Here is a 25,766-nt window from a genome sequence, read left to right on the forward strand (position 1 = left end):
GCTGTCGCCCGGTCAGAAGCCGTCGCAGTGCGTGGTGTTCTTTTGGGGTGGCACGGGGCGAGGGCGTGCTCGGCGTCTGAGGGACGCCGCTGGGCGGAGCGGGGCGGAGCGGGGCGGGCGGCGCGTTGGAAGGCGGGGCGGCTGCCTGCCGCACCCCCCGGTTCCGGACGAGTTCGACGGGAAGCCGGCGCAGCGCCAAGGGGTGTCCGGCCCCGTTACCGCGCTGGTCACCGAGTCGTGGGCGACCGGTTGGATCGCAGATCAGGGGCCGGGCGGATCAAGGGTCCGAGCGATCGACGGAGTACGGCATCGCGACCCGCTCACACGGGCTGTGCGGCGCCGGCATGCGCGCTCCGCTCGTCGAGTACGAAGGAGGGGTCGACCTGGGCAGCCAGGTCGGCGCCCGTTTTCTCGTTGCCCCAGCTCTCCGCGTTCTTCAGATGGAAGTGCACCATCTGCCGCGTGTAGCGCTCCCAGTCGCGCGCCCCGTACGAATCCTCCGCCGCGTCCTGCAGGGCCTGCAGGGCCATCCGGTTGTCGGCCTCCAGCAGCTCGAAGCGGGCCGGTCGGCCTTTTTCCATCGCCCGCACCCAGTCGGACTGACCGACGCTGACCAGCAGGTCGTCGCCGACCTCGGCCCGCAGGAAGTCCAGGTCGTCCTGGCCCTGCACCTTGTTCCCGACGACCTTCAGGGCGACCCCGAAGTCCCGTGCGTACTCCTTGTACTGGCGGTAGACCGAGACGCCTTTGCGGGTCGGCTCGGCAACCAGGAACGTCATGTCGAAGCGGGTGAACATTCCTGACGCGAAGGAGTCCGAACCCGCGGTCATGTCGACGACCACGTACTCGTCGGGGCCGTCGATGAGATGGTTGAGGCAGAGCTCGACCGCGCCGACCTTGGAGTGGTAGCACGCCACCCCCAGATCCGACTCGGTGAACGGCCCGGTTGCCATCAGCCGGATGTCCCCGTCGTCCAGCGCGATCGTGCGGGCGCACGCGTCATAGACCGGGTTGTCCTCGCGGACGCGCAGCAGCCGCGAGCCCTCGCCGGGCGGAGTCGTCTTGATCATTGTCTCGACGGAGGTGATGCGGGAGTTGCTCCCTCGCAGGTACTGCTTGATCAGTGGCAGTTGTGCCCCCATGGCGGGCAGCGCCGCCGCCTCCTCGTCATCGAGGCCGAGTGCGGCCCCCAGGTGCTGGTTGATGTCGGCGTCCACCGCGACGACATGGGCTTCATTGGCGGCAAGGTGGCGGATGAAGAGCGAGGACAGCGTGGTCTTGCCGCTGCCGCCCTTCCCTACGAAAGCGATCTTCATGTTCACCTAGGGTAGCTGCATAATTGCTCTCCGCTGTCGAACTTCGTGAAGAAGGCCACTCCGGGGCGGTATGGGTGTAGGGGGCGCGTAGCCTCGCTACCTATGAGTACGACTGCCCCAGACCCGCTTGCCACCCTGGGCGCCCTGCCGGGGGTCGCCGACGCGGTGGACTCCGTACGCAAGGCCGTCGACCGCGTCTACGGCCACCGAGTCATGCGGCGCCGCAGCAACGAGGTCACCGCGGAGGCGGCGCTGCGCGGCGCCCGTGGCTCCGCCGCGCTCTCCGGTGCCGACTGGAACCTCGAGGAGGTGCGTCGGCGCACCGACTTCAGCGGTGGCGACGAGTCGCAGGTGATCGGAGCCGCCCTCCGGCTCACCGCGGAAGCAGGTCAACTGCTCTCCATCTGGCGCCAGTCGCCGCTGCGGGTCCTTGCCCGGCTGCATCTGGTGGCGGCCGGCGGGGCCGCACCCGACGACGCGGTCGGCCGGCCTCGGCTGGCGGGCGAGCCGGTGGATGAGCCGCTGATCGAAGCGCCGCTGCCGGATGCGGACGAGGTCGCCGGGCGGCTGGAAGGTCTCTCGGGACTGATTTTGGCGGGGAGTGCGGCGCCCGCGCTGGTGACGGCCGCGGTCGTGCACGGCGAACTGCTGGCGCTGCGCCCCTTCGGTTCGTGCAACGGGCTGGTCGCGCGGACCGCCGAACGGATCGTGCTGATCGGGAGTGGGCTGGACCCGAAGTCCATCTGCCCCGCCGAGGTCGGTCATGCGGAACAGGGCCGGGCGGCGTACGTCGCAGCGTTCGAAGGCTATCTGTCGGGGACGCCGGACGGCATGGCCGCCTGGATGGCGCACTGCGGGCGCGCGGTGGAACTCGGTGTCAGGGAGTCGACGGCGGTCTGTGAGGCGCTGCAGCGCGGAGCCGCTTAGCTCCCGCCCGGCGCTCGTCGATCAGCTCGGCCGCCAACTCCCCGGCCGCACTGTTGATTTCACTGCCCGATCAAAGGGTTGCGGCGGTACCGTCCTCGGTACCGCCGCTGGCACGTCCACCGAGTTACCATGCGTCCTCGATGTATGCCCATCAGGTCGGGAACTCAGCCCGTTACCTGGTGCGGCTGGCCCGTAATCGACGGGTCGACGTCGCGTGGGTACTCGGTTTTCGTGCTCGGTCCGTGGGGCCTTCTCTGCGTTACAGGTAATCCTCTCGGATGTCCTTGGTCTCGCGGGCCGTTGACTCCTTTGTACTCCACACCTGGGGCAAGCGGTAGTGCTGGCCATGCTTCTTTACTTTTTGGTTCAAATATGGACGAGCCGAACATGCTGGTCGGGGCCGTAATTTGGCGTACGGCGAGCCGTTCGGTGCGGACCGGGGCCGCTGTCCGGAGGCAGGCTCCGGACAGCGGTCGGGTGGTGACCCGGTCGGCGGCCTTCGCGCGGCGAGGGCCGAGGTCTGCCGGTGCGTGGACGCCGGTGCGGGGCGTCAGGCGGTTGTCGCGGCCGCGCGCCGGCGCGAGGTGTACCAGACGAGTCCCGCGGTGACGGCCGCTGCGCCCACCGCTGCGGCGGCGACGAGTGCTGGTCGGGGTGGCATCGAGAACGTGGGCAGCCGCTGCTTGAGTCGAACCGGGCGGTCGAAGGCGAGAATCGGCCATTCCCGGAGCGCTGCTTCACGCCGCAGCGCGCGGTCCGGATTGACCGCGTGCGGGTGGCCGACGGACTCCAGCATCGGTACGTCGGTCGCGGAATCGCTGTAGGCGTAACAGCGCGAGAGGTCGTATCCCTCCGACACGGCGAGGGCCTGGACCGCCTCGGCCTTCGTCGGCCCGTATGCGTAGTACTCCACCTCGCCGGTGAAACAGCCGTCGTCGCCGACGATCATTCGGGTGGCGACGACCCGGTCGGCGCCCAGCAGCTCGCCGATCGGCTCGACGACTTCTGCACCCGAGGTGGAAACGATGACGACATCGCGTCCGGCGGTGTGGTGCTCCTCGATGAGGGTCGCCGCCTCGTCGTAGATGATGGGGTCGATCAGATCGTGCAAGGTCTCGGCGACGATTTCCTTCACCTGCTGGACGTTCCAGCCCTTGCAGAGCGCGGAGAGATATTCGCGCATCCGCTCCATCTGGTCGTGATCGGCGCCCCCGGCGAGGAACACGAACTGTGCGTACGCGGTGCGCAGTACGGCACGGCGGTTGATCAGTCCGCCTTGGTAGAAGGACTTGCTGAAGGTCAGAGTCGAGGACTTCGCAATGACCGTCTTGTCCAGGTCAAAGAAGGCTGCTGTGCGCGGCAAGGAGTGGTCTTCCACAAGGCAGAGCATAGGGGCCCACCATTCGGCGTAAACTCTGGCGCGTGGGTTTGCCTGAGAAGGCTCTCGGGTACACCATGGAAGTCACGGATCGTTCGCGACCGTGCTAACCCGGTCCGGCTCCTCCCCCCCCGAGTCGGCCGTGGGGACGACCCCCGCTCTCCCCCCCGGCGGGGGTCGTCGCATGTCCGGACGCATTTCCGGTGCTCGGAATCAAGCATTCTGTCTCCTTCTCGGCCGCGACGGCCCGTTTTTCTGCGCTCTCGAACCACCACGACTCGTCACAGTGTGTAGCGGAAGTGCTGCTCTCCGGAAGTCGCCGGTATGGGTGACGGAGATATTCACAGCGGTGGAGTTGTCCACAGTTTTTGAGCAAGATCCACACGATTTCCCGAAGCGTTGCACGGTGATTCCACCGCGAAGTCCGCGGGTTCCGGATATCGCCGATCTCGGAGGGCTCCGAGATCGCCGCGAAACCGCGGTGAAGGTGCAGGGAGAAGGGGGCGGAGATCGTGGCCGAATCCATCGCACGGGGTCGTCTGCCGGTCGCCGAAGAGCGGAGCGGCGGACCGCTGATCGTGACCGAGGATGTTGAACTGCTCGACGATCTGCTTCGGCTGTGCGCGGCCGCCGGAGCCGAACCAGAGGTTCTCCACACGCTGCCCGAAGGCAGAGGCGGCTGGGAGCGAGCTCCCATGGTTCTGGTGGGCGACGACGCGGCTCCGCGATGCCGTGGAGTCGCGCGCAGACAGGGCGTGATGCTCGTGGGGCGAGACCAGGACGCTCCGGACGTCTGGCGGCAGGGCGTGGAGATCGGGGCGGAATATGTGCTGCGGTTGCCCGACGCGGAGAGCTGGCTCGTCGATCAGATCGCCAATGCGGCGGAGGGCGTGGGCAGGCCCGCGCTCACCGTCGGAGTGATCGGCGGACGGGGCGGAGCCGGCGCGTCGACGCTGGCCTGCGCGCTGGCCGTGGCCGCAGCCAGGGGCGGGCGGCGGACCATGCTGATCGACGGCGATCCGCTGGGTGGCGGCATCGATGTGCTGCTCGGTGGCGAGCGCGCCGAGGGGATGAGATGGCCGGATTTCGCCCATTCCAAAGGACGGGTAGGTGGCGGCGCCCTGGAGGAGTCGCTGCCCGCGTTGCACGGGTTGCGCGTGCTCAGCTGGGGCCGCGACGACTGGGTGGTCGTTCCACCCCCGGCCATGGCGGCGGTGCTGGCTGCCGCGCGCAGGCTCGGTGGGGTGGTGGTCGTCGATCTGCCGCGCCGGGTCGATGAGTCGGTGGCCGAGGCGCTTGCCCAGCTGGACCTCGGGCTGCTGGTCGTCCCCGGCGAGTTGCGAGCGGTCGCGGCGGCCAAGCGGGTGGCGTCGATGGCCGGGATGGTCCTGGGCGATCTGAGGGTGATGGCACGCGGCCCCTACGCGGCGGGTCTGGACGAGCGCTGGGTGGCGCATGCCCTGGGGCTGCCGCTCGCCGGTGAACTCCCGCTGGAGCCGGGGCTGCTCGCCGCTCAGGACGGTGGGACGCCGCCCGGCGGCAGCGCCCGCTCCCCGCTGGCCAGATTCTGCACGGCGTTCTGGGAGCGGGCGCTTGCCGGAGGCGTCGCCGGGGGAGCGGTGTCATGACCGACGCACTGCTCGACGCCGTGCGGCAACGGCTGGCGCAGAGCGGCGCCGCACCGACCCCGGCCGGGGTGGCGGCCGCGCTGCGCGCCCAGGGGAGGCTGCTCGGCGATGCCGAAGTGCTCGGAGCCGCGGAGGAGTTGCGCGGCGAGCTGGTCGGTACCGGGGTGCTGGAACCGCTGCTCGCCGATCCCGCGGTCACGGACGTGCTGGTGTCCGCGCCCGACCGGGTGTGGGTGGACCGGGGAGGCGGGCTCGAACTCACCGGGGTGACCTTCCGGGACGCTCCGGCGGTGCGCAGGCTGGCGCAGCGGCTCGCCGCGGTCGCCGGGAGGCGGCTGGACGACGCCCGGCCCTGGGTGGACGCCCGGCTGCCGGACGGGACGCGGATGCACGCGGTGCTGCCGCCGGTGTCCGTCGGCTCCACATGCCTGTCGCTGCGGGTGGTGCGCCCCAGGGCCTTCTCGCTGCCGGAGCTGGTTGCCGCGGGGACCGTACCGCCGGGCGGGGACCGGGTGTTGCGGGCCTTGGTGGAAGGCCGGATCTCGTATCTGATCAGTGGCGGCACGGGCGCGGGGAAGACCACGCTGTTGTCGAGCCTGCTGGGCGCCGTCGGGGAGCGGGAGCGGATCGTGCTCGCCGAGGACTCGGCCGAGCTGCGGCCGGACCACCCTCATGTGGTGCGCCTGGAGTCGCGTCCTGCCAATCAGGAGGGGGCGGGCCGGGTGACCCTGCAGGACCTGGTGCGTCAGGCACTGCGGATGCGGCCGGACCGGCTGGTGGTGGGGGAGGTGCGTGGTTCCGAGGTGACGGAGTTGCTGGCTGCGCTGAACACGGGCCACGAGGGCGGGTGCGGCACGGTCCACGCGAATGCCGCCGAGCATGTCCCCGCCCGTCTGGAGGCTCTCGGCACGGCGGCCGGTCTCGACCGGGTCGCGCTGCACAGCCAGTTGGCGGCGGCGCTTTCGGTGGTGGTCCATCTCGTACGGGACCGGGCGGGGCTGCGAAAAATCGCCGAGGTGCATGTGCTGGAGCGTGATGCGGCCGGTCTGGTGGTGACGGTGCCCGCGCTGCGCTGGGGCGCCGACGGATTCGTCCGGGAGCGGGGCTGGGAGCGGCTGCGGTCGCTGATCGGGGGTGCGACATGACCGGTGGGTTGTCGGCGGGGGCGGCGGAGTACGCGACATACACCATGGCCATGTGCGCAGGGGCGGCTGCCTGGTTGGTGGTGGGGCGGGACCACGGTCTGCGGCGGGCCAGGGTGTTGTTCGTCGACGGGGTGGGTGAGCCGGCGCCGCGGAGCTGCTGGGAGCGGGGCCTGGAGTGGTGCGGCGGGATGTTCCGGGGACGGAGGGAGTGGCTGTGTCTGCCGGTGGCGCTGGTCCTTGCCGTGCTGGGGGAGTCCCTGCTGCCGGTGGCCGCGGGGGCGGTGGCGGTGCCGCTGGTACGGCGGTGGCTGAGCAGACGGGCCGGGCGGCGGGAACGGGAGCGCCGGGCCGACGCGGTGGTGGCGCTGTGCGCTGCCGTGGTGGGTGAGTTGCGGGCCGGGCACGAGCCTGGGCAGGCGCTGTTGGCCGCAGTGCGCGGCACCGGCGCGCTGGGTGCGGCGGAGGCCGCCGTGTCGGCTGCTGCACGGTTCGGCGGGGATGTGCCGGCGGCGCTCGGGCAGGCGGCGCGTGAGCCGGGCCTGGAAGGGCTCGTCGGGGTGTCGGCGTGCTGGCGGGTTGCGGTGGATGGAGGGGCCGGGCTGGCGGCCGGTCTGGACCGTCTGGAGGGAGCGCTGCGGGCCGAGCGGCGTCGGCGGGAGGAGTTGCGGGCGCAGCTGGCGGGTGCCTGGTCGACGGTGGCCGTGCTGGCGCTGTTGCCGGTGCTGGGTCTGGGGCTGGGGGCGGCGCTCGGGGCCGACCCGTTGCGGGTGCTCCTGCACGGTCCGGCCGGGCTGGTCTGCCTGGCGGTGGGCGGGCTGCTGGAGACGGCCGGTCTCCTCTGGGCCGGCCGGATCGTACGGGCGGGGGAAGCCGCATGAGCCGAGTGGCAGGCGAGGTCGTGCACCTTGTCCCCGGGTTGGGTCTGCTGGGGGTGGTCCTGGGCGCGGTCGTGTATCCGGCTCTCGCCCTGGCCGGACGGCGGCGAGAGCGGACGGTGCTTCGCCGGGGCGCGTCGCTGCTGGCGGTCGACCCCGGGAAGCGGCGGCGCAGGCGGTCGGTCGGCGGGGCTCGGATCAGGGATCTGGCCGCGCCGCTGGGCGCTGTGGTGACCGGCTGGATTCTGGTCGGTGGTCCGCTGGGGTGCGCGGCCGGACTCGCGGCCGCGTACGGCACCTGGCGGTGGCAGCGGACGCGCCGTCGGCGCAGACCCGGTGTGCCCGCAGCGGAGATGGCGGAGACCGCACGGCAGCTCCCGCTGGCAGCCGATCTGCTGGCAGCCTGCATCTCGGTCGGAGCCGGGCCGTGTGAGGCGGCAGAGGCGGTGGGGGAGTCGCTGGGCGGTCCGGTCGGCGAACGGCTGGCGCGGACGGCGGCGGAGATCCGGCTGGGCGGCGAACCGGCCGCCTCCTGGGGGAGGTTCGGCGAGATACCGGGCGCCGGTGCACTGGCCCGCTGTCTGGAGCGAGCGGGCTCGACCGGGGCTCCCGCGGCGGAGCCGGTCTCCCGACTGGCCGAGGCGATGCGCGCGGAACGGTCGAGTGCGGCCGTGGCGCGAGCCCAGCGGGCCGGAGTGCTGATCACGGCACCGGTGGGGCTCTGTTTCCTGCCCGCCTTTCTCGCGGTCGGGGTGGCGCCCGTTGTCATCGGCCTGGCGACCGGGCTGCTGCACACCGGCTGAGACAAGAGCGGCAATAGGTGTTCATTCGAACTAAATCGAACCATTCTCGGGGGTTGAAATGGCACAGCGAATCCGGAGCTGGGTGCGGGGCATGGTGCGCCGAGCCCGCTCGGACGGCGGAATGACGACGTCCGAATATGCGGTGGGGACGATTGCGGCCTGCGCGTTCGCGGCGGTGCTCTACAAGGTGGTCACGAGTCCGCCTGTCATGTCGGCGCTGCAGTCGCTTCTCAAGGACGCGCTCGATGCGAAGTTCTGAGAGGCGGCCTCCCGGGAGCGGGAGCGGCGAGGCCCGGGGATGCGGAGGGGGAGGTGACCGGGGCGCGGTGACGGCGGAGGCGGCCATGGTGATTCCGGTACTGGCGTTGTTCGCCCTGGCCCTTGTTTGGGCACTGATGGCCGCCTCCGCCCAGATCCGGTGTGTGGATGCGGCGAGGGCCGGTGCCCGGGCCGCGGCCCGCTCCGAACCGAAGGCGCAGGTGCTCGCCGCCGCCCGGTCGGCGGCACCCGACCGGGCTCGGGTCGATCTGGAACGCGCCGGGGAACTGTGGCGGGTACGGGTCGCCGCACAGACGCCCGGACCCAGCCCGCTGACCCTGACGCTGAGCGCGGAGGCGGCAGCGCTGGCCGAGGACACGGTGGGGGCGGCGCCGTGACGAGGGAGGACGTCGGCTCGGGACACACGGCCCGGCGGCAGGCATGGCAGGCGCGACGGGTGCGGTGCTTCTCGGGGGCGCGGCAGGGCGGGGGAGGGGACCGGGGGGTGGCGACCGTGTGGGTGGCGATGACCACGGCCACGCTGTGTGCGGTCTTCGCGATCGTGCTCGCACTCGGACAAGTGGTGGTCGCCCGGCACCGGGCCGGTGGGGCGGCGGACATGGCGGCCCTGGCAGCCGCCGACCGGGCCCTGCGGGGGACGGAGGCGGCGTGCCGGGCGGCCGAGGAGGTGGCCGGGGCTCAGGGGGCGGTGGTGGTGCGGTGTGTGGTGCAGGGGGAGATCGCCGATGTGACGGCCCGGGTGAGGTTCGGGCCGTACACGCCGACGGTCAGGTCCCGGGCGGGCCCTCCTGAGGCCGTTCCGGGTCCGCCCGGCTCTCCGTGGACCGCTCCGGGGCCGGGCTCGGGCTCCCCGGCTCCTCCCGCTCTCCCGGCTCCTGCGGCTCTTCCGGATCGGCTGGGGCGGACCTGAGGAGTTCGCCCAGGAGACGGACGGCGCCTCGCTTGTGCAGCGGATCGTTGCCGTTGCCGCACTTGGGGGACTGGATGCAGGACGGGCAGCCCGCCTCGCACTCGCAGGACGCGATGGCCTGGCGGGTGGCGGTGAGCCAGCCACGGGCGGTGTGGAAGGCCCGCTCGGCGAATCCGGCACCGCCGGGATGGCCGTCGTACACGAAGACGGTCGGCAGCAGCGTGTCCGGATGGAGGGGCACGGAGACACCGCCGATGTCCCAGCGGTCGCAGGTGGCGAAGAGGGGCAGCATCCCGATCGACGCGTGCTCGGCGGCATGCAGCGCGCCGCCGAGTATCTCCGGATTGATGCGGGCGGCATCCAGCTGGTCCTGGGTGACCGTCCACCACACGGCACGGGTGCGCAGCGTACGGGGCGGCAGGTCGAGCTTGGTCTCGCCGAGGACCTCGCCGGTGATCAGTTTGCGACGCAGGAAGGAGACGACCTGGTTGGTGACTTCGACGGAGCCGTAACAGAGCCGGCCGTCACCCCACGGGATCTCGGTGTCGGTCTCCAGGACGGCGATGGATGTGGTGTCACGGGCGGTTGTCGAGTACGGCGGGTCGGCCTGCTCGACCAAGGCGACCGAGTCCTCCAGATCCAGTTTCCGGACCAGATAGGTGCGGCCCTGGTGGAGGTGGACGGCTCCTTCGTGGACGGCGGTGTGTGCGGCCGATTCGTCGACGGTGCCCAGCAGCCGGCCGGTTCCCTCCTCGACGATCTGGACCGGACGGCCGCCCTCGCCGCGGATGTCGGTGAGATCGGCGGCCCGCTCACGGCGGGTCCAGTGCCAGCCCGACGCCCGTTTACGGAGCAGTTTCGCGGCCTCCAATTGCGGCAGTAGCTCCGGCACGGCGGGCCCGAACAGCTCCAGGTCGGTCTCGGTGAGCGGAAGCTCCGCGGCCGCCGCGCACAGATGGGGGGCGAGGACGTACGGGTTGTCCGGGTCGAGGACGGTCGACTCCACAGGCTGCTGGAACAGCGCCTCGGGGTGGTGGACGAGGAAGGTGTCCAGCGGGTCGTCGCGGGCCACCAGGACGGCCAGGGCGCCCTGCCCGGCGCGTCCGGCCCGGCCGGCCTGCTGCCACAGCGACGCCCTGGTGCCGGGATAGCCGGCGATGACGACGGCATCCAGGCCCGAGACATCGATGCCGAGTTCGAGGGCGGTGGTGGCCGCCAGGCCGAGCAGACGGCCGGAGTGCAGGGCGTGCTCCAGGGCGCGGCGTTCCTCGGGGAGGTATCCGCCGCGGTAGGCGGCGACCCGGGCGGGCAGTGAGCGGTCCACCTCGGCGAGTCGCTCCTTGGCGATGACGGAGATGAGCTCGGCGCCGCGCCGGGAGCGTACGAAGGCGACGGAGCGGACGCCCTGGACGGTCAGATCGGTGAGGAGGTCGGCGGTCTCGGCGGTGGCCGTACGGCGTACGGGGGCGCCCTTCTCGCCGTGCAGCTCGGTCAGCGGTGGCTCCCACAGGGCGAAGACCATTTCGCCGCGGGGCGAGGCGTCGTCGGCGACCTCCCTGACGGGGAGACCGATGAGACGGCCCGCGGCCACCGAGGGCTGCGCCGCGGTGGCCGAGGCGAGCAGGAAGACCGGATCGGCTCCGTAACGGGCGCAGATGCGACGGAGCCGGCGTACCACCTGGGCGACATGCGAGCCGAAGACGCCGCGGTAGGTGTGGCACTCATCGATGACGACGAAGCGCAGGGCGCGCAGGAAGGAGGACCAGCGGGGGTGGGACGGCAGAATCCCGCGGTGCAGCATGTCGGGGTTGGTCAGGACGTAGTTGGCGTACTGACGTACCCACTCGCGTTCCTCGACCGGGGTGTCGCCGTCGTAGACCGCCGGCCTGATCGCGTTGGCGAGCGGCGCCGCGAGCTCCTTCACCGAACGCCGCTGATCGGCGGCCAGGGCCTTGGTGGGGGCGAGGTACAGGGCGGTCGCGCCGCGGCCGTTGGGGGCCTCCGAGCCGGCGAGCAGGGCGCTGAGGACCGGAGCGAGGTAGGCGAGCGACTTGCCGGAGGCGGTTCCGGTGGCGATCACGACGGATTCACCGTTCAGGGCGTGCTCCGCAGCGGCTGCCTGATGGGCCCATGGGTGGTCGATGCCGGCTTTCCGGATGGCGGTGATCACTTCTGGCCGGATGCGATCCGGCCAGATGGCATGGGTTCCCGTACGCGGGGGCAAGTGCTCCGTATGAGTGATGCGCGCGGACCGGCCCGCCCCTGCGGCGAGCCGGTGGAGGATCATTGCCGGAGAGGGGCGGGAGTCCCCGCTCACGGGTGGTCGACTGGGGCGGTGATTCTTGGCCATCAGCACCGAGTGTGTCACCGCCGTGACGGACAATGGTCCCAAGGCGTCGTGCATGGCTGCTGGTAAGTGATTGAATGCCATCGCGGCTGGCGATCCGTCCCCTGGCTCCGTCGGGGAGACCGAGGGGCGACCGCTCGATAGCAAGGTGCTGGAGGATCCGTGGACCTGTCCTTGTCGACTCGCAATGTGTCCGGCCCTGGTGGCGACCGTACGGTCGTCGAGGTCGGTGGCGAGATTGATGTGTATACCGCGCCCAAGCTGCGCGAGCAGTTGGTCGAGTTGGTGAATGACGGCAGCTACCACCTGGTTGTCGACATGGAAGGTGTCGACTTTCTCGACTCCACCGGCCTCGGCGTGCTTGTGGGCGGCCTGAAGCGTGTCCGGGCCCATGAGGGCTCGCTGCGCCTGGTCTGCAACCAGGAGCGCATTCTCAAGATCTTCCGGATCACTGGTCTGACCAAGGTGTTCCCGATTCACACCACGGTCGAAGAGGCTGTCGCGGCCACCGACTGAGGTCGGTCCGCGGCCGGACCGACTGAGGTCGGTCCGGCAGGCAGTCCGTTCGGCGGACAGGCGGTCCATCGGGCCGTCCGTCCGCCGGGCCGGGCCGTCGGCTGCCCGTGGCCGGTGGCCGGACCGGCGTGTCGGCGGCAAGCTGTCGGCTGCTGGTCGGCCGATTGGCTCAGTCGGCTTCCGGAAGAAGAGAGCAGGGGTACCGGGCGGCACGCCCGGGCCCTTGAGATGCACGCCCGTACGTCTGAGGGGGATCGCATGGCCACCGTTGAACTCCGCTTCAGCGCCCAGCCCGAACATGTCAGGACGGCCCGCCTCGTGGCGGCCGCAGTGGCGCGCCGGGCCGGGGTCGACGAGGCTGCGCTCGACGAGGTCAGACTCGCCGTCGGTGAGGCCTGCAGCCGCGCTGTCGGGCTGCACCGCAGCCATGGCATCACCGCTCCGATCAAGGTCGTCCTGACCGAGGAGGAGAAGTCCTTCTCCATCGAGGTCGGCGACGAGGTGCCCGGCCCGGGCGGCGAAGCCGGGTCCGCGGCAGCATCCGGGACACGCGGCGCCACGCCCGGCGGGGCGCCCGATGAGCCGGAATCCGAAGTTGACGCGGACGGCGAGGACGAGATGGGTCTCGCGGTCATCAGCGGCCTCGTCGACGATGTGGAAGTCAGATCGGCAGCCGACGGCGGAGTGATCCGGATGAGCTGGCCGAAGACGCCCGCCCCGCTGGCCCCCTGAGGCGCCGCAGGCGCGACGGCCGGCCGGCCCGTCCTGGCGCGCAACGCTTGATCCGTTCTTCGAGGCCCTGCTGAGCAGGGCCTTTTTCATTTGTGCTTGATCAATGATCAACGGACAATGTGTCTGCCCCATTACTGCATTCGGCTCAATCCGAGAATGCGATCATTTGCCGATCTGGTGTAGAAGGTCAATTACATTTACCGCGCACTGTTTTGATCAGGTTCCGGTCCCTACAATCCGTCCACGTCTTGAGCGCTGAGCGTCGAGGAGGACGTATGGCGGGGTTCTTCAACACATCACTGGCAGAACTGCCCGAAGTTTCCGCACTTTCCGACCGGCCCACCTCACTCGCGGCCGCGGTACTGACCGATGACAACCGCGTCATCGTGATCGTCGTTGCCGCCGTGGCCGTCGCCGCACTGATCGTTGCCAGGCTGCTGGTGCGCCAGGTGCTGGCGGCCGGTGAGGGCACCGACCGTATGAAGGAGATCGCGGCGGCCGTCCAGGAAGGCGCGAATGCCTATCTGGCCCGGCAGTTGCGGACCGTCGGCGTCTTTGCCGTCGTGGTCTTCTTCCTGCTTCTGCTGCTGCCGGCCGACAACTGGTCGCAACGCGCAGGCCGTTCAGTGTTCTTCCTGGTGGGTGCGCTTTTCTCGGCGGCCACCGGATACATCGGCATGCGTCTTGCCGTACGCAGCAATGTGCGAGTGGCTGCCGCGGCCCGTGAGGCGACGCCAGCTGAAGGTGAACCGGAAAAAGATCTCACCGCCGTATCGCACCGGGCGATGAAGATCGCATTCCGTACGGGCGGCGTAGTCGGCATGATCACGGTGGGGCTCGGGCTGCTCGGTGCCTCCTGTGTGGTCCTCGCCTATGCCGCCGACGCGCCCAAGGTCCTGGAGGGCTTCGGCCTCGGTGCCGCGCTGATCGCCATGTTCATGAGGGTCGGCGGCGGCATCTTCACCAAGGCCGCCGACGTCGGTGCCGACCTCGTCGGCAAGGTCGAGCAGGGCATCCCGGAGGACGACCCGCGTAACGCCGCCACCATCGCCGACAACGTGGGCGACAACGTCGGCGACTGCGCGGGCATGGCGGCCGACCTCTTCGAGTCGTACGCCGTGACCCTCGTCGCCGCGCTGATCCTCGGCAAGGCCGCCTTCGGCGACGCCGGACTGGCCTTCCCGCTGATCGTGCCGGCGATCGGCGTGCTCACCGCCATGATCGGGATCTTCGCGGTCGCCCCGCGACGCGCCGACCGCAGCGGGATGACCGCCATCAACCGCGGCTTCTTCATCTCCGCGGTGATCTCGCTGGTCCTGGTGGCGGTGGGAGTCTTCCTCTATCTGCCGTCGTCGTACGCCGATCTGGACGGCGTCACCGACAGCGCCATCACCTCGCACGGCGGCGACCCGCGGATCTTCGCCCTGGTCGCCGTTGCCATCGGCATCGTGCTGGCCGCGCTGATCCAGCAGCTCACCGGCTACTTCACCGAGACCAACCGGCGCCCCGTCCGGGACATCGGCAAGTCCTCGCTGACCGGCCCGGCGACCGTGGTGCTCGCCGGGATCTCCATCGGTCTGGAGTCGGCCGTCTACACCGCGCTGCTGATCGGCCTCGGTGTCTACGGGGCCTTCCTGCTCGGCGGTACGTCGATCATGCTGGCGCTCTTCGCGGTGGCCCTCGCCGGGACCGGGCTGCTCACCACCGTCGGGGTGATCGTGGCCATGGACACCTTCGGTCCGGTCTCCGACAACGCCCAGGGCATCGCCGAGATGTCCGGTGATGTCACCGGCGCCGGTGCCCAGGTCCTCACCGACCTGGACGCCGTCGGCAACACCACCAAGGCGATCACCAAGGGCATCGCCATCGCCACCGCCGTTCTCGCGGCCTCGGCGCTGTTCGGCTCGTACCGCGACGCCATCGCCACGGCGGTCGACGACGTCGGGGCCGGCGCCGGAGCGATGGGGCTCAGCCTCGACATCTCGCAGCCCAACAACCTGGTGGGGCTGATCCTCGGTGCCGCGGTCGTCTTCCTCTTCTCCGGTCTGGCCATCAACGCGGTGTCCCGGTCCGCGGGGGCCGTGGTCTACGAGGTGCGCCGGCAGTTCAGAGAGCATCCCGGGATCATGAACTACACCGAGAAGCCCGAGTACGGACGCGTCGTCGACATCTGTACCAAGGACGCGCTGCGCGAACTCGCCACGCCCGGACTGCTCGCGGTGCTCGCACCGATCGCGGTCGGCTTCACCCTCGGCGTCGGGGCGCTCGGTTCGTATCTTGCGGGCGCGATCGGCACCGGGACGCTGATGGCAGTCTTCCTCGCCAACTCCGGAGGCGCCTGGGACAACGCCAAGAAGCTCGTGGAGGACGGTCATCACGGCGGCAAGGGCAGCGACGCCCACGCCGCGACGGTGATCGGTGACACGGTCGGAGACCCGTTCAAGGACACGGCGGGACCGGCGATCAACCCGCTGCTCAAGGTGATGAACCTGGTGGCGCTGCTCATCGCCCCCGCGGTGGTGCAGTTCAGCTTCGGGGCGGACGCGAGCGCGGGTGTGCGGGCGGTGGTGGCGGTGCTCGCCATCGCGGTCATCGTCGGCGCGGTCTATGTCTCCAAGCGGCGTGGGATCGCCGTGGGTGAGGAGGGCGACTCCGGCGGCGGCGACGACGACGAGGACGGCGGCAGGACCGCCGAGACGACCGATCCGGCGGCCGTTTCCTGAGGCGCGCCGGGGACGGCGCGGCAGCCCGAAGACAGCGGCTGATCGGCATCTGGTCAGCCCGTCGGCGGCAGCCGGCCGAAGGATGAAAGGGGCGGGCGGCACATCATCTGATGTGCCGCCCGCCCCTTCATTTGTTCGAAGCGTTCACCTGTTCGGCTTGTTCACCCGTTCGCGAGCGAGTGGTATCTCCCTCATTTCCCTTGGTGCAAATGGCTGCAAAAGGTCACCCACTGGACGCCGGGCACCCGGATGGAGGTCTTCCGGCGTGTAAGTTCCGGGGCCGAGAGCCTTGGAAGGGACCGATCCGGTGAACAAGAAGCTTGCAGCCGCACTGTCCGGCGGTGCGGTACTCGTACTTGCGCTGTCGGGCTGCAGCGACGACAGCAGCAGCGACAACAAGGTCAACGACTGGGCCAAGAAGGTCTGTGACCAGGTCAAGCCCCAGCTGCAGAAGATCGCGAACGCCAACGCCGCCATCCAGCAGCAGACCGCCGACAACAGCAAGCCCGCTGACGTCCAGGAGACGGACTCGGCCGCCTTCCAGCAGATCTCACAGGCGTACAAGGCCCTGGGCGCAGCGGTGGAATCGGCGGGCGCGCCGCCGGTCGACGGCGGCGAGGCCACGCAGAAGGAGGCCGTGAAGGAGCTCAACGCCTCCTCGGCGGCGTACGCGAACCTGCAGAAGAAGGTCGACGACCTCAACACGAAGGACCAGGCGAAGTTTGCCGACGGTCTGAAGGGCATCGCCGACGAGCTGAACAAGATCAGCTCCAACGGTGACGAGGCGCTGAGGAAGCTCCAGTCCGGCGAGGTCGGCACCGCCATGGCCAAGCAGCCCGGCTGCCAGAAGCCGAAGGCTTCGGTCGCGCCGACCGCTCCTGCACCGTCCGCCTCGCCCAGCAAGAAGTCGTAACCGGCAGTCGTACGACCGGCCCGGTGGCCCAGGTGGCCGCCGGGCCGGTGCCGTTGTCAGCGGGAACGGCCACAATGGGCGGGTGAGTACGACCAGCCTCCCCGCGCCCGACCGTTCGCCCCGGCTCCGCGAAGCCCTGCTTGCCGCCGCCTTCACCGCCGACGGGCTCCTCGACCTGCTCGGCGCGCCCGCCTATGCCGCGCTCGCCCGCAGCGAGACGGTTCCGGCGCTCCGCGCCACCCGGGGTGACGCTCCGCTCGACACACTGGTGCGGCTCTTCCTGCTTCAGCGCCCCGTTCCGTACGAGCGGGCGCGGGCCGCGCTCCCGCTGGCCGAGTGCATCGAGGACGGCTGGGTGGTTCAGGAGGACGACGAGGTACGGGCCACCGTCGATGTGCGGCCGTACAGCGGGCCCGAGGACCAGGACTGGTTCATCGTCTCCGACCTGGGCTGCGCCGTCGGCGGCGCGGGCGGCATCGGTTCGCACGAGGAGGGGGTGGTCCTGGGTGTCGGCGGGGCGTCCACCACGCTCGCCGGAATCACCGTGCGCAAGCCGGTCGCCTCCGCGCTCGACCTCGGTACCGGCTCCGGCATCCAGGCGCTGCACGCCTCGCAGCACGCCACCCGGGTCACGGCCACGGACCTCAACCCCCGAGCCCTCGTCTTCACCCGGTTGACCCTCGCCCTGTCCGGTGCCACCCCGGCCGACCTGCGCGAGGGTTCCCTCTTCGAGCCGGTCGGCACCGAGACGTACGACCTGATCGTCTCCAACCCGCCGTTCGTCATCTCGCCCGGCGCCCGCCTCACGTACCGCGACGGCGGCATGGGCGGCGACGACCTGTGCCGGACGCTGGTGCAGCAGGCGGGCGACCGGCTGAACGACGGGGGGTACGCACACTTCCTCGCCAACTGGCAGCACGTCGAAGGCGAGGAGTGGCAGGACCGGCTGCGTTCCTGGGTGCCGCGCGGCTGCGACGCCTGGATCGTCCAGCGGGAGATGCAGGACATCACGCAGTACGCGGAGCTGTGGCTGCGCGACAGCGGTGACCACCGTACGGACCCCGCGCAGTACGCCGCGCGGTACGACGCCTGGCTGGACGAGTTCGAGGCCCGCAAGACGAAGGGTGTCGGCTTCGGCTGGATCACGCTGCGGAAGTCGCAATCGTCCGCGGAGAACCCGTCGATCGTGATCGAGGAGTGGCCGCATCCGGTGGAGCAGCCGCTCGGCGAGGCGGTGGAAGCCCACTTCGCGCGCCAGGACTACCTGCGGACCCACGACGACGCGGCTCTCCTCGCCGATCACTTCACGCTGACGCTGGAGGTGATGCAGGAACAGGTCGGGCTGCCCGGCGCGGAGGATCCCGAGCATGTGGTGCTGCGTCAGAACCGCGGTATGCGGCGCGCGACGAAGGTCGACGCGGTCGGCGCGGGTTTCGCGGGTGTCTGTGACGGGACGCTGCCCGCAGGCCGGATCCTGGACGCGATCGCCCAGTTGATGAACGAGGACCCGGTGCTGCTGCGCGACCGCACTCCGCAGGCGATCCGGCTGCTGGTGGGGGAGGGGTTCCTGGAACCGGCGGGGCAGGCCTGATCGGTGCACGTCGACGGGCGGGGAGATTCGATGAGGCCGGAGGGGACGGTGGGGGCGCGGTGATCCGGATCGAGCTGGACGAGGCGACGCTCGGCGCGACCCGGATCGCCATCAGCCCGCTGTGGGACGCCTTCTGCAGCCTGCATCTGGCCCGGCCGCACCGCGCGCCCTCCTGGCCGTACGAGGAGTGGGCCGTACGGGCCCGCGAGGTACTGCGTGAGGACGACCGGACCGCGGCGTTGCAGCTGCTGGTCGACGGCCCGGCGAACTTCCCGGACTTCCTGCTTCCGCTTCCCGTCGGGGCCTCGTCCGTCGAGACGGAGCTGGACACCATCCGGGCGACGCCGCCCGAGGTCGTGCGGGCCGGGGTCGAGGAGCACTATCCGGGGCTGGAGGACCATCCCCGGATCCGCCCCTACCTGGACGACCCCGAGGCGGCCTGCGCCGCACTCGCCGATGCGTATCTTGCGTACTGGGAAGGCGCGCTGGAGCAGCGGTGGCCGACCATGCGCCGCCTGGTCGAGGACGAAGTCCTCATCCGTGCCCGGACCTTCGCGACCGAAGGGATCGACGCGCTCTTCGCCGGGCTGGAGGCACGTGCCAGGTGGACGCCGCCCGTCCTCGAACTGACGAAGCACATCGACGCCGAGTACCGGGCGGGCGAGCGGCGGCTCCTGCTCGTGCCGCTCGTCTTCGCCGAGGGCTGCCGGCTCTACTCCACCGACGATCCCGAGGTCCTCGCCGTCTCCTTCCAGGCCCGGGGCGCGGGCGCGCTGCGCGAGCGGGCCGCGACCGGGCCGGAGGCCACCGACCGGCTCGGTGTGCTGCTCGGACGGGGCCGGGCATCGGTGCTGCGCCAGCTCGGCGGACCGCTCACCACGGCAGGGATAGCCGACCGGCTCGGCCTCGCACCGAGCACGGTCTCGGAACATCTGTCCGTCCTCGCCGACGCGGACGTCGTCACTCGTCACCGGGTCGGACGCAGCGTCTACTACCAGCTCACCGACACCGGCCGGGCGCTGCTCGCGCTGCTGTCGGGCGAGGACGTGCTGCGCGCCGTGTCCTGACCGGACCGGACACCGGACCGGTGGGTGAACGACGATTCGGCAGCCACCGAATTGATGGCGGGTGCGGTACGGGCGCGCCTAGCGTCCCCGCCATGCTTGCGATCGAGGCGAAGAATCTCCGCCGCACCTACACCAGCCGCACCGGCTTTCTGCGCCCCCGCCGCACCGCGACCGAGGCCGTGCGCGGCGTCAGTTTCGAGGTCGCGCGCGGCGAGCTTTTCGGACTGCTCGGCCCCAACGGCGCGGGCAAGACCACGACCATCAAGATGCTCAACACCCTGCTGCTGCCCACCTCCGGCACGGCTCGTGTCCTCGGCCATGACGTGGCGTCCGACCCCGTGGCCGTACGCCGCAGAATCGGTTACGTCTTCGGTGGCGACCGTGGCCTGTACGACCGGCTCTCCGCTCTCGACAACCTGCGCTACTTCGCCGAGCTGTACGGGGTCGAGCCACGCGAGCAGAAGCGCCGGATCGCCGAACTCCTCGACCTGGTCGGTCTGGCCGGCCGGGAGAGGGAACGTGTCGAGGGCTACTCGCGCGGGATGAGGCAGCGTCTGCACATCGCCCGCGGTCTGCTGCACAAGCCCGATGTCCTCTTCCTCGACGAGCCGTCCATCGGTGTCGACCCGGTGGCGGCGCGGCATCTGCGCCGTACGGTCGCCGATCTGCGGACCGGTGGCACCACGGTTCTGCTCACCACCCATTACATGGCCGAGGCCGACGAGTTGTGCGACCGGATCGCGGTGATCGCGGGCGGCACGATCCGGGCGCTCGGCACGCCGGACCGGCTCAAATCCCGGGTTCAGGAGCGCGACATCCTGGAGATCGAGGCGTACGGGGCTGCCGGCGAGCACCTCGACCGCATCCGCGAACTGCCGGGAGTGCGCGGGGTGGCGGCCGAGGACCGGGGGAGCCGGCAGGCCGTCATGGTGCAGACGGAACGCGGAGCGGAGCTGCACGCGCAGGTCCTGGCGGCGCTCGACGGGATCCGGATCGGACGGGTCGTCACCCGTGAACCCACCCTGGAGGACGCGTACATCGCGATCGTCGAAGAGGCCGAGCAGGCCGAGCAGGCCGAGCAGGCCGAGGGAGCCGAGGGAGCCCGCCAGGCCGAGCAGGCCGAGGGAGCCGAGCGGGCCGGGGGGCCCGAGGTGGCGGGGATCGGCACGGCCGGTGACGCCGGCCCCGGCAGGGACGGCGGCGCGGGCGACGACTTCCGCGCCGGGAAGGCCGGCCGGTCCGAGGAGGCCGCGGTATGACTGTGTCGCGGGCCCTTCGCCTGACCGTCGTCGGAGTGCGGACCCACGTCTCGTACATGAGCCGCTCACCGCTCGAAATCACCTTCGCCGTCCTCGTGCCCCTGGTGTACGCGACCCTCGCCGTCTACCTCTTCCGTGCCGCCGACGACCCTGACGGGCTGCTCACCGCAGCTGTCGGCGCGGGGCTGATGGGCATCTGGTCCTCGGTGCTCTTCGGGTCGGGCGGAGCCGTACAGAACCAGCGCTGGCTCGGCACCCTGGAGACGCTGGTCAGCTCCCCCACACCGCTCTTCCTCGTCCTTCTGCCCATCACCCTGGCCACGGCCGTCATCGGTACCTATGCCATGGGCGCGACCTTGGTCTGGGGGGCCGTGCTCTTCGACGTGCCCCTCGACTTCGCGCACCCGCTGCTCTTTCTGGTGGCCGTACCGGTGTGTGTCCTGTCGCTCGGGATGATGGGGCTGCTGCTCGCCGCCACGTTCGTCCTGCTGCGCAACGCCAACGCGCTCGCCAACCCGCTGGACGCGCCCGTGTGGCTGCTGTCCGGGCTGCTCGTGCCTGTCACCGTGCTCCCGGACTGGACGTCTCCGGTCTCCTGGGCGCTGCCGACCACGTGGGGTTCGCGGGCCGTGCACGCGGCGGCATCGGGTAGGGCGTCCGTCGATGAGGTACTGACCCCGATGGCCGTCGCCCTCGCCCTCGGCGCGGTCTACGCGCTGGTCGCCGTGCTCGTCCTGGGGCGGGTCGAACGCCGTGCGCGGGCCGCTGCCACCCTCTCCCTCGCCTGAAGCCCAGGAGTTACGCCGCATGTTCCACCGGATTCCCCACCTCGCTCGACGCCTTGTCCGCACGCTGCGACTCGTCCTGATCGGTGGTGCCCTCTCGTACCGGGCACTGTTCAACTGGACGACGCCGCCCATGTTCATCGGCACATTGCTGGTCGGCCCGCTGCTGCAACTGCTGTTCTTCGTCTTCCTCGGGCGACAGCTGGGTGTCGCCGACGACCGCTTCTACCTCCTGGGCAACGCCGTTGTCGCAGCCTCCACGGCCTGCGTCTACGGCGGAACCATGGCCATCGCCAACGAGCGCCGCTACGGCACCCTCGGAGCGGTGTTGCTGAGCCCTCGGCACCGGGCTCCGCTCTGGTTCGGGCGCGCTCTGCCCTACGTACTGAACGGCCTCCTGATCAGCGTCTTCACGCTCACGGCCGCCTGCCTCCTGCTGGGACTGCGGGTTCCGGTTGGCTCGCTGCCCGGTCTCGGAGCGGTGCTCGTCGCCGCCGCGGCCGGCTGCTCCGCCTTCGGGCTCGCCCTGGGGGCGCTCGGGCTGCGTCTCCGCGATGTGTTCCTGGTGTCCAACGTGGCGAGTTCCGTACTCCTTCTGCTCACCGGGGCCAATGTGCCGCGCGAGACCCTGCCGGGATGGATGCGGGCCTTCGGGGACGTACTCCCGCTGACCCACGCCGCCGAGGCCGCCCGGCAGTTGTCCGCGGGGGGTGGGCTCGACCGGGGGCGGCTCGGTGCCGAGCTGGCGACGGGGGCCGGGTACGCGGTACTCGCCGTCGTTCTGCTGGCGCTCTTCGAACGCGGCAGCAGACGACGCGCGACGCTCGACGTGATGTGAGTCCGGGTGAGGTGAATCCGGCCATCGCGGACGGTCGAGACGCACGGCGGTCATGCACGGCCGTCACGCTGCCCGGCGGGTGCGGCCCCGGCACCGACCGTGCCGGGGTGCACCGCCGCCCGGCACCGCCACGGGCCGCGGTGCTGGAGTTCACCCGGGGTTCGTGTCCACGACGCCCGTGCGTGGCAGCCTCCCCTGGCGAGGCGACTGGACGCGGGCACCGGCTCCGCGCGGGGCGTAGACAGAGAGGCGTGCGGACATGGAGAGCGGACCTGCGGTCTTCGCCGGGACGGCGTTCGCGCTGTTCGGGGCCGCGCTGCTGGTATGGACGGGGGCGCGCATCGTCCACCGGGCGCCGGTCGCGCACGGGGTGAGCCCTTTCGTGTCCACCACACTCGCCACTTTGTTCGGCGTACTTTTCCTCGTCCTCGGCGTGTGGTGCTTCACTCACCTCTGATCCGTTCTTCGGCCCGGCGCCACCGGGCTCCCACCGTCTCCCCGGCCGTGCCGCCACCGGGTCCGGACCCGCGAACACGCCCGGCGGCGCCGCCTCTCTCCCCTGTCGATCACAGGGCGGCCACCGGGCCCCGAAACCCGCAGGCAGCGACCGTGCGCACCGCGTAACGGGCACTCCGGGCGGCAGGAATGGCGGAAGTCGGGTTACCGTTCGAGTGGCCGTTGCGGGCTTTTGCCGTTTGACACGGGGGCGGGTTGTACCGTCACACTCCGCAGCGACAGCACCGTCGGCAGCGCCATCGCGCTGCCCGGATGCCCACTGAGTGTCGACCGGAGAGAAGAGCGAAGTTGTCCCCGACCAGCGAGACCGCACAGGGCGGCCGCCGACTCGTCATCGTCGAGTCGCCTGCCAAGGCGAAGACGATCAAGGGCTACCTCGGCCCCGGATACGTCGTCGAGGCGAGCGTCGGGCACATCCGCGACCTGCCGAACGGCGCCGCAGAGGTGCCGGACGAGTACACCGGCGAGGTCCGCCGGCTCGGCGTCGACGTCGAGCATGACTTCCAGCCCGTCTACGTCGTCAACGCGGACAAGAAGGCGCAGGTCAGGAAGCTCAAGCAGCTGCTGGCCGAGTCCGACGAACTCTTCCTCGCCACCGATGAGGACCGCGAGGGCGAAGCCATCGCGTGGCACCTGCAGGAAGTGCTCAAGCCGAAGGTTCCGGTCCACCGGATGGTCTTCCACGAGATCACCAAGGACGCGATCCGGGAGGCTGTGGCCAACCCGCGCGAGCTCAATCAGCGCATGGTCGACGCCCAGGAGACCCGCCGTATCCTCGACCGTCTCTACGGCTACGAGGTCTCGCCGGTCCTGTGGAAGAAGGTCATGCCGCGACTGTCGGCCGGCCGCGTCCAGTCCGTCGCCACCCGCCTCGTCGTCGAGCGGGAGCGCGAGCGCATCGCCTTCCGGTCCGCCGAGTACTGGGACCTGACCGGCACGTTCGCCACCGGCCGGACCGGTGACGCCTCCGACCCGTCGACGCTGACCGCCCGCCTCAGCGCGGTGGACGGCCGCCGGATCGCCCAGGGCCGCGACTTCGGTCCGGACGGGCAGCTGAAGTCCGGCTCCGGCCAGGTGCTGCACCTGGACGAGACGAATGCCCGGGCCCTGGCCGCCGCGCTCGCCGACTCCGCGTTCGCCGTACGGTCCGTCGAGTCGAAGCCGTACCGCCGCTCCCCGTACGCCCCGTTCCGTACGACGACCCTCCAGCAGGAGGCGAGCCGCAAGCTGGGCTTCGGGGCCAAGGCCACCATGCAGGTCGCGCAGAAGCTGTACGAGAACGGCTTCATCACCTACATGCGTACCGACTCCACGACCCTCTCCGACACCGCGATCTCCGCGGCAAGGGCGCAGGTCACGCAGTTGTACGGCGCCGACTACCTGCCGGAGAAGCCGCGTACGTACGCAGGGAAGGTCAAGAACGCACAGGAGGCGCACGAGGCGATCCGCCCCTCCGGCGACCGCTTCCGCACGCCTGCCGAGACCGGCCTGACCGGCGACCAGTTCCGGCTCTACGAGCTGATCTGGAAGCGGACCGTCGCCTCCCAGATGAAGGACGCGGTCGGCAACTCCGTCACCGTGAAGATCGGTGGCCGGGCGAGCGACGGCCGGGACGCCGAGTTCTCCGCGTCCGGCAAGACGATCACCTTCCACGGCTTCATGAAGGCGTACGTCGAAGGCGCCGACGACCCGAACGCCGAGCTCGACGACCGTGAGCGGCGGCTGCCGCAGGTCGCCGAGGGTGACGCGCTGTCCGCCGAGGAGATCTCGGCCGACGGCCACTCGACCAAGCCGCCGGCCCGTTACACCGAGGCCTCGCTGGTCAAGGAGCTGGAAGAGCGCGAGATCGGCCGTCCGTCGACCTACGCCTCGATCATCGGCACCATCCTCGACCGCGGCTATGTCTTCAAGAAGGGCACGGCGCTCGTCCCGTCGTTCCTCTCCTTCGCCGTGGTCAACCTGCTGGAGAAGCACTTCGGCCGGCTCGTCGACTACGACTTCACCGCGCGGATGGAGGACGACCTCGACCGCATCGCGCGGGGCGAGGCCCAGTCCGTGCCGTGGCTGAGGCGCTTCTACTTCGGCGAGGGCGACGACGCCGTCAGCGGCGCGGCCTCCGCCGCGGGCAACGGCGACGGCGACCACCTCGGCGGTCTGAAGGAGCTCGTCACCGACCTCGGCGCGATCGACGCCAGGGAGATCTCCTCCTTCCCCGTCGGCAACGACATCAAGCTCCGCGTCGGGCGGTACGGCCCGTACATCGAGCGCGGGGAGAAGGACGCCGAGGGGCACCAGCGCGCGGATGTGCCGGAGGACCTGGCGCCCGACGAGCTGTCCGTCGAGTACGCGGAGGAGCTGCTCGCCAAGCCGAGCGGCGACTACGAGCTCGGTGCGGACCCGGTCACCGGGAACCAGATCATCGCGAAGGACGGCCGGTACGGTCCGTACGTCACCGAGGTGCTGCCCGAGGGCACGCCGAAGACCGGCAAGAACGCGGTGAAGCCGCGGACCGCGTCGCTCTTCAAGTCGATGGCGCTGGACACGGTGACGCTGGCCGACGCGCTCAAGCTGATGTCGCTGCCGCGGGTCGTCGGTGAGGACGCCGAAGGCGTCGAGATCACCGCGCAGAACGGCCGCTACGGCCCGTACCTGAAGAAGGGCACGGACTCGCGTTCGCTCACCTCCGAGGATCAGCTCTTCGACATCACGCTCGAAGAGGCCCTCGCGATCTACGCCCAGCCGAAGCAGCGGGGGCGGGCCGCCGCCAAGCCGCCGCTGAAGGAACTGGGCACGGACCCGGTGAGCGGTGCTCCGGTCGTCGTCAAGGACGGGCGCTTCGGTGCGTACGTCACCGACGGCGAGACGAACGCGACGCTGCGCACCGGCGACAGCGTCGAGGACATCACGCCGGAGCGCGGCTACGAGCTCCTCGCGGAGAAGCGCGCCAAGGGACCCGCCAAGAAGAAGACGGCGAAGAAGGCCCCGGCGAAGAAGGCCCCGGCGAAGAAGGCGACCACCGCGAAGAAGACGACGACGGCGAAGAAGACGACGGCGTCGGCGGCCAAGAAGACCGCGGCGAAGAAGGCGACGACCGCGAAGAAGGCGACGACGGCGAAGAAGGCCGTGGCCAAGAAGGCGACTGCGGCGTCCCCCGCCGAGGACTGACGGCACTCGGCTGACGGCCGAGCACGTGCGAGCGCCGGGGCCCGGCACCTCCC

21 protein-coding genes and 1 pseudogene are annotated in these 25,766 nt (G+C 70.6%); 19 read left to right on the plus strand and 3 right to left on the minus strand.

The window, feature by feature from the left end; all coding sequences use genetic code 11:
* Window positions 1–320: 320 nt before the first annotated feature.
* Window positions 321–1,316, minus strand: a complete 996-nt coding sequence (locus ACFYP5_RS26675; protein WP_389040706.1) for an ATP-binding protein — start codon at window positions 1,314–1,316, stop codon at window positions 321–323.
* 102 nt (window positions 1,317–1,418) lie between these two features.
* On the opposite strand from ACFYP5_RS26675, the gene ACFYP5_RS26680 reads away from it, so the two are divergent.
* Complete coding sequence (locus ACFYP5_RS26680) at window positions 1,419–2,243, plus strand: oxidoreductase (protein WP_389040708.1); 825 nt, start codon at window positions 1,419–1,421, stop codon at window positions 2,241–2,243.
* A gap of 550 nt (window positions 2,244–2,793) precedes the next feature.
* Here ACFYP5_RS26680 and ACFYP5_RS26685 read toward each other — a convergent pair.
* Window positions 2,794–3,633, minus strand: a complete 840-nt coding sequence (locus tag ACFYP5_RS26685; RefSeq protein WP_389040710.1) for an HAD family hydrolase — start codon at window positions 3,631–3,633, stop codon at window positions 2,794–2,796.
* 500 nt (window positions 3,634–4,133) lie between these two features.
* Here ACFYP5_RS26685 and ssd point away from each other — a divergent pair, with 500 nt between their 5' ends.
* The 7 genes and pseudogenes from ssd to ACFYP5_RS26720 form a co-directional block, all read left to right on the plus strand.
* Window positions 4,134–5,249 (plus strand): septum site-determining protein Ssd, encoded by a 1,116-nt coding sequence (gene ssd, locus ACFYP5_RS26690; RefSeq protein ID WP_389040712.1) that lies wholly within the window; start codon window positions 4,134–4,136, stop codon window positions 5,247–5,249.
* The gene (locus ACFYP5_RS26695; RefSeq protein WP_389040714.1) at window positions 5,246–6,394 is read left to right on the plus strand and encodes a TadA family conjugal transfer-associated ATPase; all 1,149 of its coding nucleotides are present in this window, start codon (window positions 5,246–5,248) and stop codon (window positions 6,392–6,394) included. The genes ssd and ACFYP5_RS26695 overlap by 4 nt, the downstream gene beginning before the upstream one ends.
* Window positions 6,391–7,272, plus strand: coding sequence for a type II secretion system F family protein (locus tag ACFYP5_RS26700; RefSeq protein ID WP_389040716.1), 882 nt, complete (start codon window positions 6,391–6,393; stop codon window positions 7,270–7,272). The genes ACFYP5_RS26695 and ACFYP5_RS26700 overlap by 4 nt, the downstream gene beginning before the upstream one ends.
* Complete coding sequence (locus ACFYP5_RS26705) at window positions 7,269–8,072, plus strand: type II secretion system F family protein (RefSeq protein ID WP_389040718.1); 804 nt, start codon at window positions 7,269–7,271, stop codon at window positions 8,070–8,072. The genes ACFYP5_RS26700 and ACFYP5_RS26705 overlap by 4 nt, the downstream gene beginning before the upstream one ends.
* Before the next feature lie 58 nt (window positions 8,073–8,130).
* Complete coding sequence (locus ACFYP5_RS26710; protein ID WP_078852720.1) at window positions 8,131–8,331, plus strand: DUF4244 domain-containing protein; 201 nt, start codon at window positions 8,131–8,133, stop codon at window positions 8,329–8,331.
* Window positions 8,318–8,728 (plus strand): TadE family type IV pilus minor pilin, encoded by a 411-nt coding sequence (locus ACFYP5_RS26715; protein ID WP_389040720.1) that lies wholly within the window; start codon window positions 8,318–8,320, stop codon window positions 8,726–8,728. Before ACFYP5_RS26710 ends, ACFYP5_RS26715 begins: the two co-directional genes overlap by 14 nt.
* A gap of 116 nt (window positions 8,729–8,844) precedes the next feature.
* Window positions 8,845–9,078: pseudogene (locus ACFYP5_RS26720) on the plus strand (Rv3654c family TadE-like protein); the annotation flags it as partial.
* 40 nt (window positions 9,079–9,118) lie between these two features.
* Here ACFYP5_RS26720 and ACFYP5_RS26725 read toward each other — a convergent pair.
* Window positions 9,119–11,692 carry a DEAD/DEAH box helicase gene (locus ACFYP5_RS26725; protein ID WP_389040722.1) on the minus strand — a complete coding sequence of 858 codons (2,574 nt, stop codon included), beginning with the start codon at window positions 11,690–11,692 and terminating at the stop codon, window positions 9,119–9,121.
* A 78-nt stretch (window positions 11,693–11,770) separates the two neighbouring features.
* On the opposite strand from ACFYP5_RS26725, the gene bldG reads away from it, so the two are divergent.
* From bldG to topA, 11 genes are all read left to right on the plus strand, one after another.
* Window positions 11,771–12,124 carry an anti-sigma factor antagonist BldG gene (bldG, locus tag ACFYP5_RS26730; RefSeq protein WP_078075833.1) on the plus strand — a complete coding sequence of 118 codons (354 nt, stop codon included), beginning with the start codon at window positions 11,771–11,773 and terminating at the stop codon, window positions 12,122–12,124.
* 258 nt (window positions 12,125–12,382) lie between these two features.
* Window positions 12,383–12,856: an ATP-binding protein gene (locus ACFYP5_RS26735; RefSeq protein ID WP_389040725.1), complete on the plus strand. Its 474-nt coding sequence runs from the start codon at window positions 12,383–12,385 to the stop codon at window positions 12,854–12,856.
* A gap of 275 nt (window positions 12,857–13,131) precedes the next feature.
* Window positions 13,132–15,579: a sodium-translocating pyrophosphatase gene (locus tag ACFYP5_RS26740; protein WP_389040727.1), complete on the plus strand. Its 2,448-nt coding sequence runs from the start codon at window positions 13,132–13,134 to the stop codon at window positions 15,577–15,579.
* A gap of 307 nt (window positions 15,580–15,886) precedes the next feature.
* Complete coding sequence (locus ACFYP5_RS26745; protein WP_389040729.1) at window positions 15,887–16,492, plus strand: small secreted protein; 606 nt, start codon at window positions 15,887–15,889, stop codon at window positions 16,490–16,492.
* 82 nt (window positions 16,493–16,574) lie between these two features.
* Window positions 16,575–18,083, plus strand: a complete 1,509-nt coding sequence (locus ACFYP5_RS26750; RefSeq protein ID WP_389040730.1) for a methyltransferase — start codon at window positions 16,575–16,577, stop codon at window positions 18,081–18,083.
* Between the two features lie 59 nt (window positions 18,084–18,142).
* Entirely contained in the window at window positions 18,143–19,150 is a 1,008-nt protein-coding gene (locus tag ACFYP5_RS26755) for an ArsR/SmtB family transcription factor (protein ID WP_389040732.1), read from the plus strand.
* Between the two features lie 92 nt (window positions 19,151–19,242).
* A complete protein-coding gene (locus ACFYP5_RS26760; RefSeq protein WP_389040734.1) occupies window positions 19,243–20,409 on the plus strand; it encodes an ATP-binding cassette domain-containing protein in 1,167 nt (388 codons plus the stop codon).
* Complete coding sequence (locus ACFYP5_RS26765; RefSeq protein WP_389040736.1) at window positions 20,406–21,197, plus strand: ABC transporter permease; 792 nt, start codon at window positions 20,406–20,408, stop codon at window positions 21,195–21,197. The genes ACFYP5_RS26760 and ACFYP5_RS26765 overlap by 4 nt, the downstream gene beginning before the upstream one ends.
* Before the next feature lie 19 nt (window positions 21,198–21,216).
* Complete coding sequence (locus ACFYP5_RS26770) at window positions 21,217–22,032, plus strand: ABC transporter permease (protein WP_389040738.1); 816 nt, start codon at window positions 21,217–21,219, stop codon at window positions 22,030–22,032.
* A 259-nt stretch (window positions 22,033–22,291) separates the two neighbouring features.
* A complete protein-coding gene (locus ACFYP5_RS26775) occupies window positions 22,292–22,489 on the plus strand; it encodes a hypothetical protein (protein WP_389040740.1) in 198 nt (65 codons plus the stop codon).
* A 347-nt stretch (window positions 22,490–22,836) separates the two neighbouring features.
* A complete protein-coding gene (topA, locus tag ACFYP5_RS26780) occupies window positions 22,837–25,713 on the plus strand; it encodes a type I DNA topoisomerase (RefSeq protein WP_389040742.1) in 2,877 nt (958 codons plus the stop codon).
* Window positions 25,714–25,766: the final 53 nt, after the last annotated feature.

It is taken from the genome of Streptomyces sp. NPDC005262, from assembly GCF_042872425.1.
GTDB lineage: Bacteria > Actinomycetota > Actinomycetes > Streptomycetales > Streptomycetaceae > Streptomyces.